The 16427-nt window shown below is 46.8% G+C and carries 10 protein-coding genes; 8 read left to right on the forward strand and 2 right to left on the reverse strand.

The genetic code is table 11. The annotated features are described in order from the left end of the window. The first annotated feature begins 131 nt into the window (after positions 1-131). The 4 genes from AB4185_RS19725 (at position 132) to AB4185_RS19740 (ending at position 5920) form a co-directional block, all read left to right on the forward strand. On the forward strand, positions 132-1646 hold the full coding sequence (locus AB4185_RS19725; protein ID WP_372099529.1) for a sodium:solute symporter family protein: 1515 nt from the start codon (positions 132-134) through the stop codon (positions 1644-1646). A gap of 90 nt (positions 1647-1736) precedes the next feature. Then, on the forward strand, positions 1737-2684 hold the full coding sequence (locus tag AB4185_RS19730; protein WP_372135820.1) for a sugar kinase: 948 nt from the start codon (positions 1737-1739) through the stop codon (positions 2682-2684). A gap of 14 nt (positions 2685-2698) precedes the next feature. Beyond that, positions 2699-3328 (forward strand): bifunctional 4-hydroxy-2-oxoglutarate aldolase/2-dehydro-3-deoxy-phosphogluconate aldolase, encoded by a 630-nt coding sequence (locus AB4185_RS19735; RefSeq protein ID WP_055319259.1) that lies wholly within the window; start codon positions 2699-2701, stop codon positions 3326-3328. 141 nt (positions 3329-3469) lie between these two features. Continuing rightward, on the forward strand, positions 3470-5920 hold the full coding sequence (locus tag AB4185_RS19740) for a family 20 glycosylhydrolase (RefSeq protein WP_372135821.1): 2451 nt from the start codon (positions 3470-3472) through the stop codon (positions 5918-5920). A gap of 120 nt (positions 5921-6040) precedes the next feature. Here AB4185_RS19740 and AB4185_RS19745 read toward each other — a convergent pair whose 3' ends face one another. Then, positions 6041-8104 carry an ATP-binding protein gene (locus AB4185_RS19745; RefSeq protein ID WP_017065171.1) on the reverse strand — a complete coding sequence of 688 codons (2064 nt, stop codon included), beginning with the start codon at positions 8102-8104 and terminating at the stop codon, positions 6041-6043. Between the two features lie 230 nt (positions 8105-8334). On the opposite strand from AB4185_RS19745, the gene AB4185_RS19750 reads away from it, so the two are divergent. From AB4185_RS19750 to lhgO, 4 genes are all read left to right on the forward strand, one after another. After that, positions 8335-9675 carry a sigma-54-dependent transcriptional regulator gene (locus AB4185_RS19750; RefSeq protein ID WP_372103111.1) on the forward strand — a complete coding sequence of 447 codons (1341 nt, stop codon included), beginning with the start codon at positions 8335-8337 and terminating at the stop codon, positions 9673-9675. 321 nt (positions 9676-9996) lie between these two features. After that, positions 9997-11010, forward strand: coding sequence for a TAXI family TRAP transporter solute-binding subunit (locus AB4185_RS19755; RefSeq protein WP_016789976.1), 1014 nt, complete (start codon positions 9997-9999; stop codon positions 11008-11010). Positions 11011-11223: 213 nt separating this feature from the next. Further along, complete coding sequence (locus AB4185_RS19760; RefSeq protein ID WP_372135822.1) at positions 11224-13401, forward strand: TRAP transporter permease; 2178 nt, start codon at positions 11224-11226, stop codon at positions 13399-13401. Between the two features lie 26 nt (positions 13402-13427). Continuing rightward, positions 13428-14642, forward strand: a complete 1215-nt coding sequence (gene lhgO, locus AB4185_RS19765) for an L-2-hydroxyglutarate oxidase (RefSeq protein WP_065584461.1) — start codon at positions 13428-13430, stop codon at positions 14640-14642. Positions 14643-14785: 143 nt separating this feature from the next. On the opposite strand, the gene AB4185_RS19770 is transcribed toward lhgO, so the two are convergent. After that, on the reverse strand, positions 14786-16342 hold the full coding sequence (locus AB4185_RS19770; RefSeq protein WP_372135823.1) for a M28 family metallopeptidase: 1557 nt from the start codon (positions 16340-16342) through the stop codon (positions 14786-14788). Positions 16343-16427: the final 85 nt, after the last annotated feature.

Consider the following 16427-nt stretch of genomic DNA (forward strand, 5'->3'; position numbering starts at 1 on the left):
CACCCTACATTTATAAAAATTACTTTAATTAAAATAGATAAAATCAATAAAGTAATTATATGAAATATAAAAATGAATGAATCATAAATAAAGTTCAAGAATGAACTCAATATTTCACTGAGAGGTGTCAAATGAACAGCACACTTTTTCTTACAGGCTTCGGCGTGTACGTATGTTTTTTAATTTGGTTAGGCTGGTTTGTCTCGCGTAATCAAAAATCTGGCGAAGATTTCTTATTAGGTGGCCGTGGCCTGCCATTATTCTTAGTACTTGGTACAACAGTTGCGACTATGGTCGGCACTGGTTCAAGTATGGGCGCGGTTGGCTTTGGCTACGCAAATGGTTGGGCGGGTGCTCTGTACGGAATTGGCGGTGCTGTCGGCATCCTATTGCTTGCACTTTGGTTTGCTCCGGTTCGTAAACTGAACTTCATGACCATGAGTGAAGAGCTGGCTTATTACGTTGGCGCTAACCGAATCGTAAAAAACGTGGTTGGCCTACTTATCTTTATCGCGTCAATCGGTTGGTTAGGTGCGCACATTCTAGGTGGCGGCATGTACCTAGCGTGGATTGCAGACATCGACCTTAACCTTGCGAAAATTATTATTGCTGCAGCTTTCACTATCTACGTTGTTATCGGTGGTTACACAGCAGTTGTATGGACCGATACGATTCAAGCAATCATCCTTTTTGCTGGCTTCATCCTAATGGCGGTAATGTCTGTTGATCACATTGGTGGCATGGATAACCTTTACGCTGCGATGGACCCTGCTGCTACAAGCTTTTTAGCAATCGATAAACTGGGCATTCTGCCTGCTGTTTCTCTGGCTGTGGTTATCGGTGTGGGCGTACTTGCAACACCTTCATTCCGTCAGCGTATCTACTCTGGTAAAGATGTTTCAACTATCCGTCGCTCATTTGTCGCTTCTGGTGTGTTGTACCTTTTCTTCTCTATTATTCCAGCAATCATAGGTATGGCGGCACACGCTATTGACCCAACGCTGGATAACCCGAACTACTCGTTCCCATACGTAGCTGCAACGGTTCTTCCAGTTGGCGTAGGCATGATTGTTCTTATCGCAGGTCTATCTGCAACCATGTCGAGTGCAAGCTCAGATGCGATTGCCGGTGTATCTATCCTACTGCGTGACGTGTACGTGATGTTCACAGGCCGCGTACCAAACAAAGAATCAATGTTGAACTACTCTCGTCTAGCTTTGGTTGTGGTGATTGGCTTCGCACTACTGTTCGCACTGACGTCAAACGACATCATTGGCTACATCACTAAGATGATTTCAACGGTTATGTCGGGCATGTTTGTGTGCGGTATGTTGGGTAAATTCTGGAAACGCTACAACTGGCAAGGTGCGCTTGCAACACTAGCGGGTGCTTCTGTAGCTTCATTCGTAGTAATGTTAAACGCTGACTACACAGCCTTCTGGGGCAACCCAGTTATCCCATCATGTCTGTTTGCTCTAACGGCAGGTGTGGTTGTGAGCCTAGTGACTCCGGCTAACCAAGTAACACCTGAAATGGCAAAAGCGATTCTTGATGACGAGCGTGCTCTGATGGAGATGGAAATGTCTGAGACTGGCGTACTTGAAGAAGAAGCGGCACCTCAACGTCCTGCAAATCAAACAAGCTAAACCTAGTCTCCACAACTGGTTTGCTTAATTCAGGCCCTGCTTAGTGGCAGGGCCTTCTCCCACATATATCTCTCTATTTTAGGATCGGCTATGCCTGCATCTTCTCATTTCAATATTGCTTTCTTTGGCGAATGTATGGTCGAAATCAGCGGCTCTCCATTAACCAAAAAGTTTGGCGGTGACACACTTAATACCGCACTTTACCTTTCTCGCTTAACTCAACATCAAAACTTCTCTGTGCACTATGCGACAGGGCTTGGCAGTGATGAGCTGTCTCAAAATATGATTGATAGCTGGCAACTAGAAGGCATTCAAACCAATTTCGTCGAACGCATTGCGAACAAGCTTCCTGGACTCTACATGGTTGAAACCGACGAGACAGGCGAGCGACACTTTCATTACTGGCGCAACGACGCGGCAGTCAAATCTTACTTTCAAGCTAGTGATCTGAATAAGCTTGAAATCGCCCTGACCGAGAAACAAGTCGATGCGGTTTACATCAGCGGTATCAGTATCGCGATTTTAGATGACGCCTATCGTGAGCGCTTATTCAAAGCTATTAGCGTGTTCTCAAATCAAGGCGGCAAGCTGATTTTTGATAACAACTATCGCCCGCAACTTTGGACGACTGAACAAGCTCAGCATTGGTACGCCAAGTTACTACCATTGGTCGACATTGCACTGATTACCGAAGACGACGACCTGCTGGTTTGGGGCAATGGCGAGAGCGTTCAACAACGCTGCCTTCGCTTAGGCTGCCAAGAGATCGTCATCAAACGTGGCTGTGAGCCATGCAAGATTGTTCAAGTTGAACAAGGCGATGTTGTTGAGAGTTATGTATCCGCGACTCGTGTTTCTAACGTGGTCGACACCTGCGCTGCGGGCGATTCATTCGCTGCGGGTTATTTAGCTGCGCGTCTTACTGGCGAGAGCGCCACCGACGCAGCCGAATTTGGCCACCAACTGGCTTCCATCGTTATTCAATACTCTGGCGCAATAATCCCTATGAGCGCTATGAGCCAACTGATTAAAAAATAAAAAGCGGAACTATTATGTCTCAAGAAATGATCAACACACTTAAGCAGTTCAAAGTTATCCCTGTTATTCAAATCAACAAGGTGGAACATGCGATTCCACTAGCAAAAGTGTTAGTAGAAAATGGCCTGCCAGTCGCAGAAGTGACGTTCCGTACCGAAGCGGCAGCGGATTCGATTCGTGCGATGCGTGATGCCTACCCAGAGATGTGTATCGGTGCTGGTACAGTATTAACGCCAGCGCAGATCGACCTTGCGAAAGAGGCGGGCAGCGAATTCATCGTAGCACCGGGCCTGAATCCAAACACCGTAAAACGCTGCCAAGAGATCGGCATGCCAATCGTTCCGGGCGTAAACAACCCAAGCCAAGTAGAGCAAGCGCTAGAGCTTGGTCTTAACTTCTTGAAGTTTTTCCCAGCAGAAGCGTCTGGCGGCATCAACATGGTGAAATCTTTGCTAGCGCCTTACGTTGATGTGTCACTAATGCCAACGGGCGGTATCGGCAAACACAACGTGAATGATTACTTAGCCGTTGATCGCGTCGTATGTTGCGGTGGCACGTGGATGGTTTCTCCAAAGATGATCGAGAACGAACAGTGGGATGAGATCGCGGTGTTGGTTCGTGAAGCGGTTGAGTTGGTTAGCTAATCATAAGTTTGTGAGCTCATTCGTTTTTCACAGACGATAGGCTTTGAGCTCACGATAAACAACAGCAGTGGCTGAAGGTTCTGTTTTGTGAATCGCCTCCGATAAACAAAACAGAACGTCCGTTATATAGGAAAACTAATAATGAAAAAAACTATATTGTCTCTATTGATTTCAAGTTCAGTAGTGTCCCCAATGGCGTTAGCAATGGCTCCGAATACCGATCTAAATTTAATGCCGTATCCACAAACAGTCGAGCTGCAAGCTGGGCAAGTTAAGGTCGACGGTAACTTCAAGGTTTACATCAAAGGCTTTAACTCTGATCGCGTTGAATACACCGCGAAACGCTTTATCGATCGCCTAGAGCGCCAAACTGGCGTGCCGATTCTAAACTGGCAGGTTGATAGCGCAGACGAAGCGAACCTGATCATTGATATCGACGCGGCGCCAAAGTCTGAAGTACAGAACATCGACTCTGTAGAGTCTTACAAAATTACGACTCAGGGTGAGCAAATCACGCTGAGCGCACCAAGCCCATATGGCGCTATTCACGGCATCGAAACCCTTTTACAGCTCGTTGAAACCACAGCAACTGGCTACCATATTCCTGCTGTCACGATTGTTGATGAGCCCCGCTTTCGTTGGCGTGGAGTCTCTTACGATACCTCGCGTCACTTCATTGAATTTGATGTGTTGATTCGTCAGCTAGATGCGATGGCTTCTGCGAAAATGAACGTGTTCCATTGGCACTTCTGGGACGATCAAGGTATCCGCATTCAAACGGAATCTTGGCCACGTTTGTGGTCTGAAACCGCTGATGGTAACTACTACACCAAAGACCAAGTCCGTTACTTAGTGGAATACGCTCGTAATCTTGGTATTCGTGTTATTCCAGAAGTTTCACTGCCGGGACACTCTTCTGCTGTGGCGCACGCTTACCCACGCTTGATGTCGGGTGGTGAAGGTCAAAGCTACGAACAAGAACGTGGCTGGGGTGTATTTGAGCCATTGATGGACCCACTTAACCCAGAGCTCTATGAAATGCTGGGCGACGTGTTTGATGAAGTGACAGAACTGTTCCCAGACGAGTACTTCCACATTGGTGGCGATGAGCCGAACTATGCGCAATGGAAAAACAGCGAAAAGCACCAAGAGTTCATCGAAGAGAACAATATCGATGGCGAGCGCGGCTTACAGTCTTACCTCAACGTAAAAGTTGAAAAGATGCTGGAAGAGCGTGGCAAGAAGATGACGGGTTGGGATGAGATTTGGCATAAAGATCTGCCAACTTCTATCGTGATTCAAAGCTGGCAAGGACACGACAGTATCGGTCGTGCGGCGAAAGAGGGCTACCCAGGTATTCTGTCTACGGGTTACTACCTAGACCAACCTCAGCCAACCAGTTACCACTATCGCAATGATCCAATGCCAAGTGGCATCACGGTTGACGATAAGCTGCACAGTGGTGAGAAGTTTGTGACTTACCAATGGCAAAAGCCTCGCTCTAAAGGCAGCCCACGTAAGGGAACACTGACTATCATTGAAGCGCAAGACGGTACTTTCCGCGCGTTCAGTGATTACAACGGTAAGTCTCGTGAAGAGATCTACATCCTTGATTATGTGCCGGGTAAAACCTTTGTCGGCCACTTCGATAACTTCATGTCGTATACCGAATTCAACCTGAACTTGAATCCAAATGGGTTTGCGGAAGGCAGCTATCAGTTAATTGGTAACGTGCGCTGGCCAACCAAAGGCGAAGTGATTGCGAGCAGCGATGTAGAAGGCAGCGTGATCCCTGAGCCAAACGGAGGCTACCCCGCGGAGCTAACCGACAAAGAAAAAGAGCTGATTTTAGGCGGCGAGATCACCATGTGGCTAGAAAACAAAGACAGCCTCACGGTCGAAAACTACCTATGGCCTCGCAGTTATGCAATTGCAGAACGTTTCTGGTCGGATGCAGAACTGACAGACGAACGCAGTATGTATAAGCGCATGAAAGCAATGGATACATGGTCGGAAGTATCGGTAGGGCTACGTCATCACGCAGATGCTGATATGCTGTTGAAGCGCATTGCCAAAGGCCAAGATATTCACGACCTGCGCGTGCTAGCGAAATACACCGAGCCGGCTCAATACTATGCTCGCAACTGGGAAAAGTGGAACTCCACTGAACCTAAGGGCACCTTGTACAGCCAATACGAGCGCCTAAATCGCTTCGTGGATGCTTTGCCAGTAGAAAGCTACGCGGTGTATGAGATGCAAGACTTGGTCAATGAAGTGGCGACAGGCAATCAGCAGGCGCTAGAGCAACTTGCAGAGCATTATCAGCAAGCAAAATCAGCTGCACTAGCGGCGGAAACTGTCTTCGCTGGTAACGTGTCTTCGGTAGAGACTGTGGTGGTTGCAGAGAAAACCGTTGAAGTTGCAGATTTAGCATTAACTTTGATTGCTAAAGCGCAAGCTGGCGAGAAGGTAAGAGAAGCTGACGTGAATGCCTACCAAGCGATACTGTCTGATTCAGCGAAAATCTACGATGAATCGATCATCGCGATTGTGCGCCCAACAGAACTGTTGTTGAAGCAGTTAGCTGAGTAAGTCGTTAACGGATTAGTGAATAAGTCACACGCCAATAAGTGAATCAAAATCGCCCTCTGTGGGCGGTTTTTTAGTTCTAGCGCTTCAATAGAATGTGGAGTTCAAGGTCTGTGTAAGTAACTACTCACTATCGCTATTGTTTAGTGTTAACGTAAATGTCATGCCTTGGTCTGAATTGTTCTTCGCTATTAATGTGCCTTGCATATCGCGCACGTTGTTCGCTGTGATAGCCAACCCGAGCCCCAAGCCTTCGCCCATCTTTTTGTTGGTATGAAATGGTTCGAAAATGGTTTCGAGTTGATCTTCAGACACACCACAACCGTTATCTTGAACCTTGATGATCACGCGTTGTTGCTCGGTATGAGCGCTGATCACAATGGTTGCTGGTTTCTGATTCTGCGTGGCATCGACAGCGTTTCTAAGCAGGTTACCAAGCACTTGACGAAGTCGCGCCTCTTCTCCCATTACCATCGAAATATTGGAAGCGACACGCACGCGAATATCGACGTTTTCCAGTTCGGCTTGATGAATTCGCAAGGTTTCTTGCAGTGCGTCTGTTAGGGAAACAGGATAAGGTTTCTCAAGCCTTTGAAAGGCGAATGACTTCAGCTGGCTAGTCATGTTAGCCATTCGGTCGATTAGGCTCATCACCAGATCCATGTTCGCTTTCAGCATCTTAGTCTCGCCTCTTTCCATCAGCAACTGGTTACTCGAAAGTAGGGTTTTTAGGCCAGTAAGCGGCTGATTGAGTTCATGAGTAATCGCACTCGACATCCGCCCTAGTGCAGCCAGTTTGCTAGATTCGACAAGTTCTTGCTGCGCATCTTTTAGATCTTGAGTTCGCTCTTCGACCCGCAGTTGTAGCGTTTTATTGGCGTTTTGCACCGCAATTTCGGCTTTCTTACGTTTGCTGATATCGATTACGGTACACAGGTAGTAAGTCGTCGCATGCCAAGGAAAGGCGCTAATAGAGAATAAAACAGGGAAGTAGCTGCCATCGCTGCGTCTTGCCATGGTTTCGACGCTAGTTATCTCGGCCAGCTCTTGATGCTGCTCTAAGTTTTTGAGCAGTTGCAAGGTGGTTGAATTCGGGTTACCTGCCTCAAATAACTGCCACGCCTTGATGTTATTGATCATTGAATCAGATAGTGAAAAGTAGTTCTTCGCCATCAGGTTGATATCGTGAATGCGTCCGTGTTTATCGATCAGTATTAACCCAACATGGGTTTTATTGATCATCCCAGACAGTCGTTTCTCAGACTCTTCGATAAGCTTTTGGATTCTCAGATTGCTGAGCTTTTTCTGGCGTCTTTGGTAAAGAATAACCAACAGTAACAGAATGAAAAGACAGCCAACCGCCACACTCCAGCTGATCCAGTTCGTGGTCTGGTTGAGGCTGGTTAATGGCGTTAGGTAGGTTAAACGCCAATTCAGATCGTCTAACTTGATGGACTGAATTAGGTAATCTTTATCTTGCAATCGCCACACGCGAATATGGGTTTGGTCATACAGCTCACGTTTTGTCGCTGTGGGCTGAGAATTGAAGGTGTCATTGAACCAATCGGCACTCAACCTGTTGTCACTGGAGAGAAAGAACTGATCGCGAGGGTTCTGAAACAGTATCGCCTCACCATCGGCAAACCATTGATCGGTTAACAATGACAAATCGATTTGCACCGCGACAATGCCAACCACATCAGAGGCTCGATATACGGGTGCCGCTATGAAGTAATCGGGTGTCACGCCTTTGTTTTTTGTCACCACTGAAATCGCACCACCTTGTTGGTGGATCTTCGAAACAATTGTACTGGCGTTCTTATTGCTCAGTTTGCTTCTTTCAACACTCGATACCAACAAGTCCCCTTCGCCAGAAAGCAGATACCAGCCCTTGGTGTTGGCGGCTTTATCCAATTGAATCAGCTGCTTCTTAATGCGTTTTTCTAGGCGGGCTTCACCATCAATGAAGCGCACACTGGTTTCATCATTGGTTACTAGGTAGGGCAGATAATAGAAACGCTTAAGGGTTCGCCTTGCTTCGGCAATGTAGCCAAGGAAGCGCTGTTCGGCATAGCGTTGGGCTTGTTCAAGCTTCCACTGGCTGATGCCATTCTTGGTGGTGACCTGCACCAAACCAATCAATAAACAGGTACACAGGAATAACCAATATCGATTGTTATTCATCATTTCTGATCAAATCCCTTTAAAATTAGTGGCTTGCCTCTTTGAGCTAGTGGTTTGACAAGGTTTTATGTTTGCTTTTTAAGCGAATGGAGAGTGAGACAAATCGAAGCTAACAAACATTATTAAACTGTTAAAGGAGTGTTATTCAAAGTGGGAGCTAGCTCCTTTTCGTCTGAGGTTTTTTTACATACCGTGGACGATATTAATCAGATGTAGAGTGGCGGAACCAAACTATGCAGCGTATTGCTTTAATTGAAGATGACGCGATTGTGCGTCAAGCAACCAGCCAATGGTTGCAGCTGGCGGGCTTCGATGTCACCGCATTTGAAGTAGGACAAGATGCGTTAAACGCCGTAGAGCAGGGTGATTTTCAAACCATTATCACCGATGTTCGTTTACCTGATATTGATGGTGTTGATCTGCTAGGGCGTTTCAAAGGTCTTGTGCCAGATGTGCCTGTTATTTTGATTACTGGGCATGGTGATGTCGATATGGCGGTGAAAGCCTTACAGCAAGGTGCCTATGACTTCATTGAGAAGCCATTCGACCCAGAGCGTCTGTCTCAAACGGTATCGGAAGCGGTAGATAAACATCAAAGTGGCCAAGACAGAAACAGTCGTCAGAACTATCTGGATAACCTTAAGGGCATTGAACAGGTGCTGATCGGTCGCAGTAAAGTGATGTGTGAACTGCGCGAGCAAATCCAGAAAGTCGCTTCCATAGACACCAACGTGATCATCTATGGTGAAACGGGTTGTGGTAAAGAGCTGGTCGCCTCTTGCTTACATGAATTCAGCCAACGTAAAACCCATCCGTTTGTTCCGCTCAACTGTGGCGCAATCCCAGAAAATCTCTTTGAAAGCGAGCTGTTTGGACACGAAGCCGGAGCGTTTACTGGTGCGGCCAAACGACGCATTGGTAAGCTGGAATTTGCCGACAAAGGCACAGTGTTCCTTGATGAAATAGAGAGTATGCCGCTGTCGATGCAGGTAAAAGTGCTGCGCACCTTGCAAGATAATGTCGTCGAACGCGTGGGGGGGAATCAGCAACAACATGTTGATCTACGAGTGGTCTCTGCCTCGAAAAGCGATCTACTGAATCACCCCGACTTTCGCCAAGATCTATTCTATCGTTTGAATGTTGCCCAGCTGCATTTGCCTCCACTCAGTGAGCGTGAAGAAGATGCCTTACTTTTGTTTGAACACTTCACCCAAGAAGCCAATTCCGAAACACGTATAGCCAGTGAGGCTGATCGCTATGCACTGCTCTCGTATGGGTGGCCGGGCAATGTGCGTGAACTGCGTAATGTTGCGATTCGTTTTGCGCTGGATGAAAGCCTGACCGTTGGTGATATTTTGGCGTGTCGTCCCAATTCTGTCACAGAGTCCACAACGGCAGGCATCCCGTTGGCGGTTCAAGTGCAGAGCTTTGAACGGAAAGTGATTCATGATGCGCTAGTTCGTTATCAGGGACGCATCAATGATGTTATGCAAGACTTGGATTTACCTCGTCGAACATTGAACCAAAAGATGGTGCGTTATGGGTTAAATCGAAGTGACTATGTTGACCCTTAGAGAGCGGCTTCATCGCAGTGCTTGTTGATTTTTAATGAGCAATAAATGGCTCATTGCATATTTATCAATTTACATACATTGATCACACAACTGCAACATGGTGTGACTTGCTTCCCGATCTACAGGTGTTAATTCCGGTAGCCGATAAGCAAAAAATGGCTTACTTAATAACAGGGGAATAAGCAAAAAACGGCTTATTTTAAATAGGTTTTAAAATAAAAGTAAATTAAAACAAATGGTTAAAAACTGGCATTGTGCTTGCTATCTAGTGATTGTTGTTAACAAAAATATAACGTGAATAACCCTACATGGAGAGTAACAATGAAATACAACAAGCTAGTTAAAACTTTAGCGATAGCAATGGCTTCTCTTGGCCTTATCAGTCATGCGTCAGCTGAAGAAGATCGCAGCTATATTTTAGCGACGGCCTCAACGGGTGGTACTTACTATCCGGTAGGTGTGGCCTTAGCGACATTGAGTAAAGTTAAGCTTGCGCCTAAGCAGCACTTTTCTTTAGCGGCTATCAGCTCTGCGGGCTCGGGTGAGAACGTAAAGTTGTTGAACGAGAACGAAGCTCAGTTCGCTATTCTACAAGGTTTGTATGGTGCTTGGGCTTGGCAGGGTTTAGGGCCATATGAGAAATCTGGCAGACAAACTCAACTGCGTTCAGTTTCCATGTTATGGCAAAACGTAGAACACTTTATTGTGCGTTCAGATCTAGCAAAAACAGGTACGGTAAGCGATCTAGAGAACCTAAACGGTAAGAAATTCTCTATCGGTAAGAAGAACTCTGGGACTGAAAACTCAGGTCGTCAAATCATGCAAGGCTTATCCGTGGACCCAGAACAATTTAAACTCGCCTTTATGGGTTATGGTGGCAGTGCGAGCGCATTACAAAATGGCACAATTGATGGCATGAATACGCCTGCTGGTGTGCCTGTTGGTGCGGTAACACAAGCCTTTGCTGCCTTGGGTGAAGATATTCAAATCTTGTCGTTTACCGATGCACAAATCAAACAAGCGAATGGTGATTACAATATTTGGACCAAGTATGAGATCCCAGCAAACACTTATCCAGGTGTCGATAAACCAATTACTACGATTGCCCAACCTAACTTCCTAGCGGTTCGTGAAGACATTTCTGAAGAAGATGTGTATCAACTGACCAAAGCTATCTATGAAAACCTACCTTTCCTACAAGGTATCCACAAAGCAACCAAAGCAATGGCACTTGAGAAAGGGATCGCAGGCCTTCCTGTTCCGCTTCACCCAGGTGCTGCTCGTTACTATAAAGAAGTGGGTATAGAAATCCCTTCTGAGTTGATCGTCGACTAACCCTTTGTCTTCGATTAGCCATTTATCTTTAACTCGCTATTTGGCGTGAACTGAATATTCGCGTTAATTAATTGCTTGGTGCGTTTTCATCTGTTTCGGCTACTTTGTTTGATTTGACCGTCTCCGGCTCGTTCGATTATTTGAAGTGAAAACGCACCACCTTACTTTATGGATTTTCTCTGCGCGTTTGGCTGTGGAGAGCAGGAGTTTTCTATGAGCGATTCGCTGCAGCAGGAACTGAAAAAATTCGAATTGCCTACCCGAACAGATTTCCCTTGGGTAGGCAAAGCAATAACGACAATGGGAGTGATACTCTCCCTCCTACATATTTGGTTTAATACCTTATCTACCTTGCCAGAGCTTTGGATTTCGGCGACGCATTTCGCTGGTTTCGCAATCATTTGCGCGCTTTGGTATCCCGCTCATATCTCACTGAAAAAGAGCAAGATAGCTCTGGCGGTCGATATCGGAATTGCCTTGGCGGCTCTGGCTTGTCTTATCTACATCCCCTTTGCAGAAGATGCGTTGTATGACCGAGGCGTAAAATTTATCGCCAGTGATTGGTTTTTCTCTATCTTGGCGATTGCCATCGTCATTGAGCTGATTAGACGCACTATGGGCTGGTTCATTCCAGTGCTTATCTTAGTGTGTTTAAGTTATGTAGTGCTTTGGGGACAATGGACCAGCGGTATTTTTCATTTTCCGGGTTTAAGCCTTGAGACGTTACTTTATCGAAGCTTTTATTCATCAGAAGGGATGTTTGGTTCGATCTCAAGAATCAGTTGGACCTTCGTGTTCATGTTCATCTTATTTGGCGCATTTTTAGTTCGATCTGGTGTCGGCGACTACATTATTGATGTATCTCGTGCCGCGGCGGGCAAAGTGATTGGTGGCCCCGGCTTCATCGCCGTGATTGGCTCCGGCTTGATGGGCTCAGTCTCCGGGTCGAGCGTAGCAAACACAGTATCGACGGGCGTGATCAGTATTCCCTTGATGCAAAAGGCAGGTTTCCCTTCGCGCTTCGCGGCAGGTGTTGAAGCGGCTGCATCTACTGGCGGGCAGCTTATGCCACCTGTGATGGGTGCGGGCGCGTTCATCATGGCGTCTTACACGCAAATTCCTTATGTCGATATTATTGCGGTTTCCTTCGTTCCTGCGCTTATCTACTTTTTGTCTGTGGCATTCTTCGTGCGCATCGAAGCAAAACGCAGTGGTGTGCAAAAGGTGACTTCTGGCTGTGAGCCTCTATTGAAAGTATTGCTGTCGGGTTGGCACAACCTGATCCCATTAGCGGTGTTAGTGACTCTGTTGGTGAAGGGCTTTACGCCGACTTACGCTGCGGGCATCTCGATTCTGTCTGTCGTGGTGGCTTCATGGTTCTCTAAAAATCACAAAATGGGTCCAAAGGCGATCATCGAAGCGCTTTCTCAAGGCGCAAAAAACATGGCGACCACGGCTGTGTTGCTAGTGGGCATTGGTCTGGTGATCAACGTGATCAGCACGACTGGTATTGGTAACACCTTCTCGTTGATGATCAACAGCTGGGCGAACGGCGATTTGTTGGTGATGATCGCCTTAATTGCACTGGCGTCTTTGATTCTGGGCATGGGGTTACCAGTAACCGCGGCTTATATCGTGTTGGGTACTCTGTCTGCACCAGCTTTGTATAAACTGATTGCTGAAAGTCAGTTGCTCGACCTGTTGGTTTCGGGACAGTTACCGGAACAGGCGAAAGCTATCTTCATGTTGGCTGCGCCAGATAAGCTTGATTTTCTGAACGCGCCAATGGCACTTGAAACAGCCAAAGAGATGATTACGTTAGTCCCTGCTGATTTTGTGGAAACTCTGCTTGAACAGAGCCTTGGCTTAGAAGCGATCAGCCTTGCACTGCTTTCTGCCCACTTGATCATTTTCTGGCTATCGCAAGACAGCAACGTGACTCCGCCTGTTTGTTTAACTGCATTTGCGGCTGCAACCATTGCTAAAACACCCCCGATGAGAACGGGATTAATGGCATGGAAGATAGCCAAAGGCTTGTATTTAGTACCATTGTTGATTGCCTACACTAACTTGGTAAGTTGGGATGTGATCTCCGTGTTAGTCACGGGTGGCTTTGCTGTTATTGGTACTTACGCGTTTATCGCGGCGATTGAAGGTTATCTAGAGAGCGAAGTTAATATTATTACTAGAGTAGTGTTGGTTGCGGTAGGTATAGCTCTAGTATGGCCTGATGTTTCAGTCGTGATCCGTTTGGTATGTGTTGCCATTTTTGTTGGCATCTTTATCTACAGCGGTCGTAAATACGATGCTAATCAAGTGAAAATGGAATCAGAAAGTGAGGAAAAAAAGTTACCTCAAACCGGGTCTAACACTGTCGCGTCTTCCCTATAATTAAAAGGATTGAATGTAGGAATATTATGAACTCAATATACGACTATATTATCGTTGGTGGCGGCATTGTTGGCGTGTCTACGGCTTGGCAATTACAGCAAGCTCACCCTGATAAAAGTATCCTTTTAGTCGAGAAGGAACGTGGTTTCGCGCAGCACCAAACTGGCCATAATAGCGGGGTGATTCATGCTGGTGTTTACTACGCTCCGGGCAGTTTAAAGGCGGATTTTTGTAAACGCGGCGTAGAGCGCACCATCGCCTTTTGTAGCCAACACGATATCCCCGTCGAAAACTGCGGTAAGTTGTTGGTCGCTACCAATGAGCAGGAAGTGGAGCGCATGAACGCGCTCTATCAACGTTGTCATGATAATGACATTGATGTCGATTTGTTGGACCAAGCGCAGCTCAAACTAGCCGAGCCAAATATCACGGGTTTGGGTGCGATTTATGTCAAAACCACCAGTATCGTCGACTACAAAAAAGTCACCGAAGTGATGGCTCAAGAGTTTGTTGAGGCGGGTGGTAAGCTTAGCCTTGGTACGGAAGTGATCATGGCCGATGAGCAAGAAGATGAAGTGCAGTTAACGTGCAAAGTAGATGGTCAGACTCTTCAACTGAACAGTCGATTCTTGATCACGTGTTCTGGCTTGATGGCCGATAGAATGACCAAGATGTTAGACATCGAAACCGACTTCCAAATCGTGCCTTATCGCGGTGAGTATTATCAGTTAGACGCTAAGCACAACCAAGTGGTGAATCATCTTATCTATCCGATCCCTGACCCAGAACTGCCTTTCTTGGGCGTGCATTTAACACGCATGATTGATGGCTCCGTAACAGTAGGGCCAAATGCAGTTCAAGGCTGGAAGCGAGAAGGTTATGGCAAGCTTAACTTTAGCTTCAAGGACACTTGGCAGATGCTGAGCTTTGTGGGTTTTTGGAAAGTGACTGCGAATCACTTGAAAACGGGTTTGGTCGAGTTTAAGAACTCGTGGTGGAAACCGGGATATCTAAAGCTAGTGAACAAATACTGCCCGAGTATTACGGTTGATGATTTTAAGCCTTATCCTGCTGGGATTCGTGCTCAAGCGGTACTGAAGGATGGCACCTTGGTCCATGATTTCCTGTTTGCCGAAAGCCCAAGAAGCTTACATGTATGTAACGCGCCATCACCGGCTGCGACCTCTGCAATGCCGATTGGCGAGTACATCTGTGGCAAGGTAATGAAAAAGACGGCTTGATGATAACTAAAGGTTATTAAGTTGAGATGCTCTCCGAAGACAATAAAAAATCCGCAAGCTCCAATCTATTTATGATCGTGGGCTTGCGGATTTTTAGTTTTAGCCGTGTTTGCTAGGTTTAATTGTTAGTCAATTAACCAACCTTAAAGCCAATCAGGAACGAAGTTAGCGACGATGGTGACACCACTAAAGTTACGGTAACCGCGCACCATGATGCTGAATTCACCCGCTGGCTTGTTCAATACACACTGTTCGTTGCTGCTGTTCTGGTATGGGCGGCAGTCGTAGTTCGCTTTCGATACGGTGCCGTTGTGTTTCACATATAAGTCGGCATCGCCACTTCGAGGGCCGGTTAATGTTACCGTTAACTGACCTGCACTTTGAGTCGTAAATGTGAAGAACTGCTCTTCACCATATCCTGCAGTAAGTCCTTTAACAGGCACGCCATTTTGCAGCTCTTTAGGGCCTGCAACGGGTGAATCAAGGCTGGTTTCGACAAGGTAAGCAATGGCTAGTTTGGCGAACTTGGTCGCGTGTGTCGCCGTAGGATCGGAGTTCTCAAGCGTGTCGTGCTCAGTGTGAATACTTGGGTTGTAATCATTGAACATGCTTTCGAATGGCATGGCAGCTGGGTAGCCAACATTGTGCCAAGAGGCGTGGTCAGAACAGGCATAGCCACAATCATCGAAACCGTAACTGATGTCGCTCGCGTAAGTGTCGATCAGCTCGCTTAAATAGGCGGTGAGGTTGCTGTCGGTGTAGTCCGTGATGAAGGTGATATCGTGCGCTGAACCGTTGTAGTTGGTCATGTCTAATTGCAATACCGATACAACGTTGGCTTGCTCATCTTTTAAAGCGTTGGCGACATCTTGTGAGCCTCTCAATCCCACTTCTTCGGCTGCATAACCATAAAATTTAATGGTCTTGTCTGGCTGAATACCACTGGCGATCATCAGGCGAAGCGACTCTGTTACCGTTGCAATGCCTGACGCATCATCATCGGCTCCTGGTGAGATGGTGCCTTCGCTTGTCCAAGAACCAACCGTTGAATCAAGGTGTCCGCCAACCACGACGATCTCTGCAGGATATTTCGCGCCAAGCAGTGTCACTTCAACAGATTTTTGCGGATATTCAGCATGTGTGATTTGGCGTGCAGACGCATACGGCACGTCTTTAATTTCTGTTTCCCAACGCTCTAAAAGCCAATCCGAAGCAGCAACACCAGTAGAAGTAGTATAAAAACGGTTGGTGAAGTTGGTTAGATTTTCTATGGTCGTGACCATGTTGTTCGGCTCGACCTGAGCGAGTAGGTCGTTCACTGTGTCTTGATGGCTGATCACCGGCTTTTCGAAGCTGCTCATCGTCAGTGGCATCGCTGCGGCTTTGAGTGCGCTTGCTTTGTCTTCGTGCACCATGTAGCCACCACAACGGTGAGTTTCTTCGTGCATGTGGCTGGAGAGTTTTGCGAGCTCTTTCTGGTTGATTTTCGCGACGATGGAATGCTTGTTTCCTGTCACGCCTGGGTAAACCGTTGCGCCATGTTGAGTCATAATATGTTGTGCGTCCGCATCGGTGGTGATCCAAACCTCTTCGTTCGCTGGTGGTGTGATACCTAGGGATGCGTAAGCCGCAGTACTGTTGATTAGGGTTAACGATCCCCCGAGCACAGCTAAAGCTAGCATGCTTTTTTGAATAGCCATTTGTCGTCCTTTTTATGGTGAGTATTGTTATGTTGATGGGTTCGATTTTTGTGTAATGCGTAGGTTTTTCATGTAGACGTTTCAT

It is taken from the genome of Vibrio sp. 10N.286.48.F5, from assembly GCF_041469785.1.
Classification (GTDB): domain Bacteria; phylum Pseudomonadota; class Gammaproteobacteria; order Enterobacterales; family Vibrionaceae; genus Vibrio; species Vibrio crassostreae_C.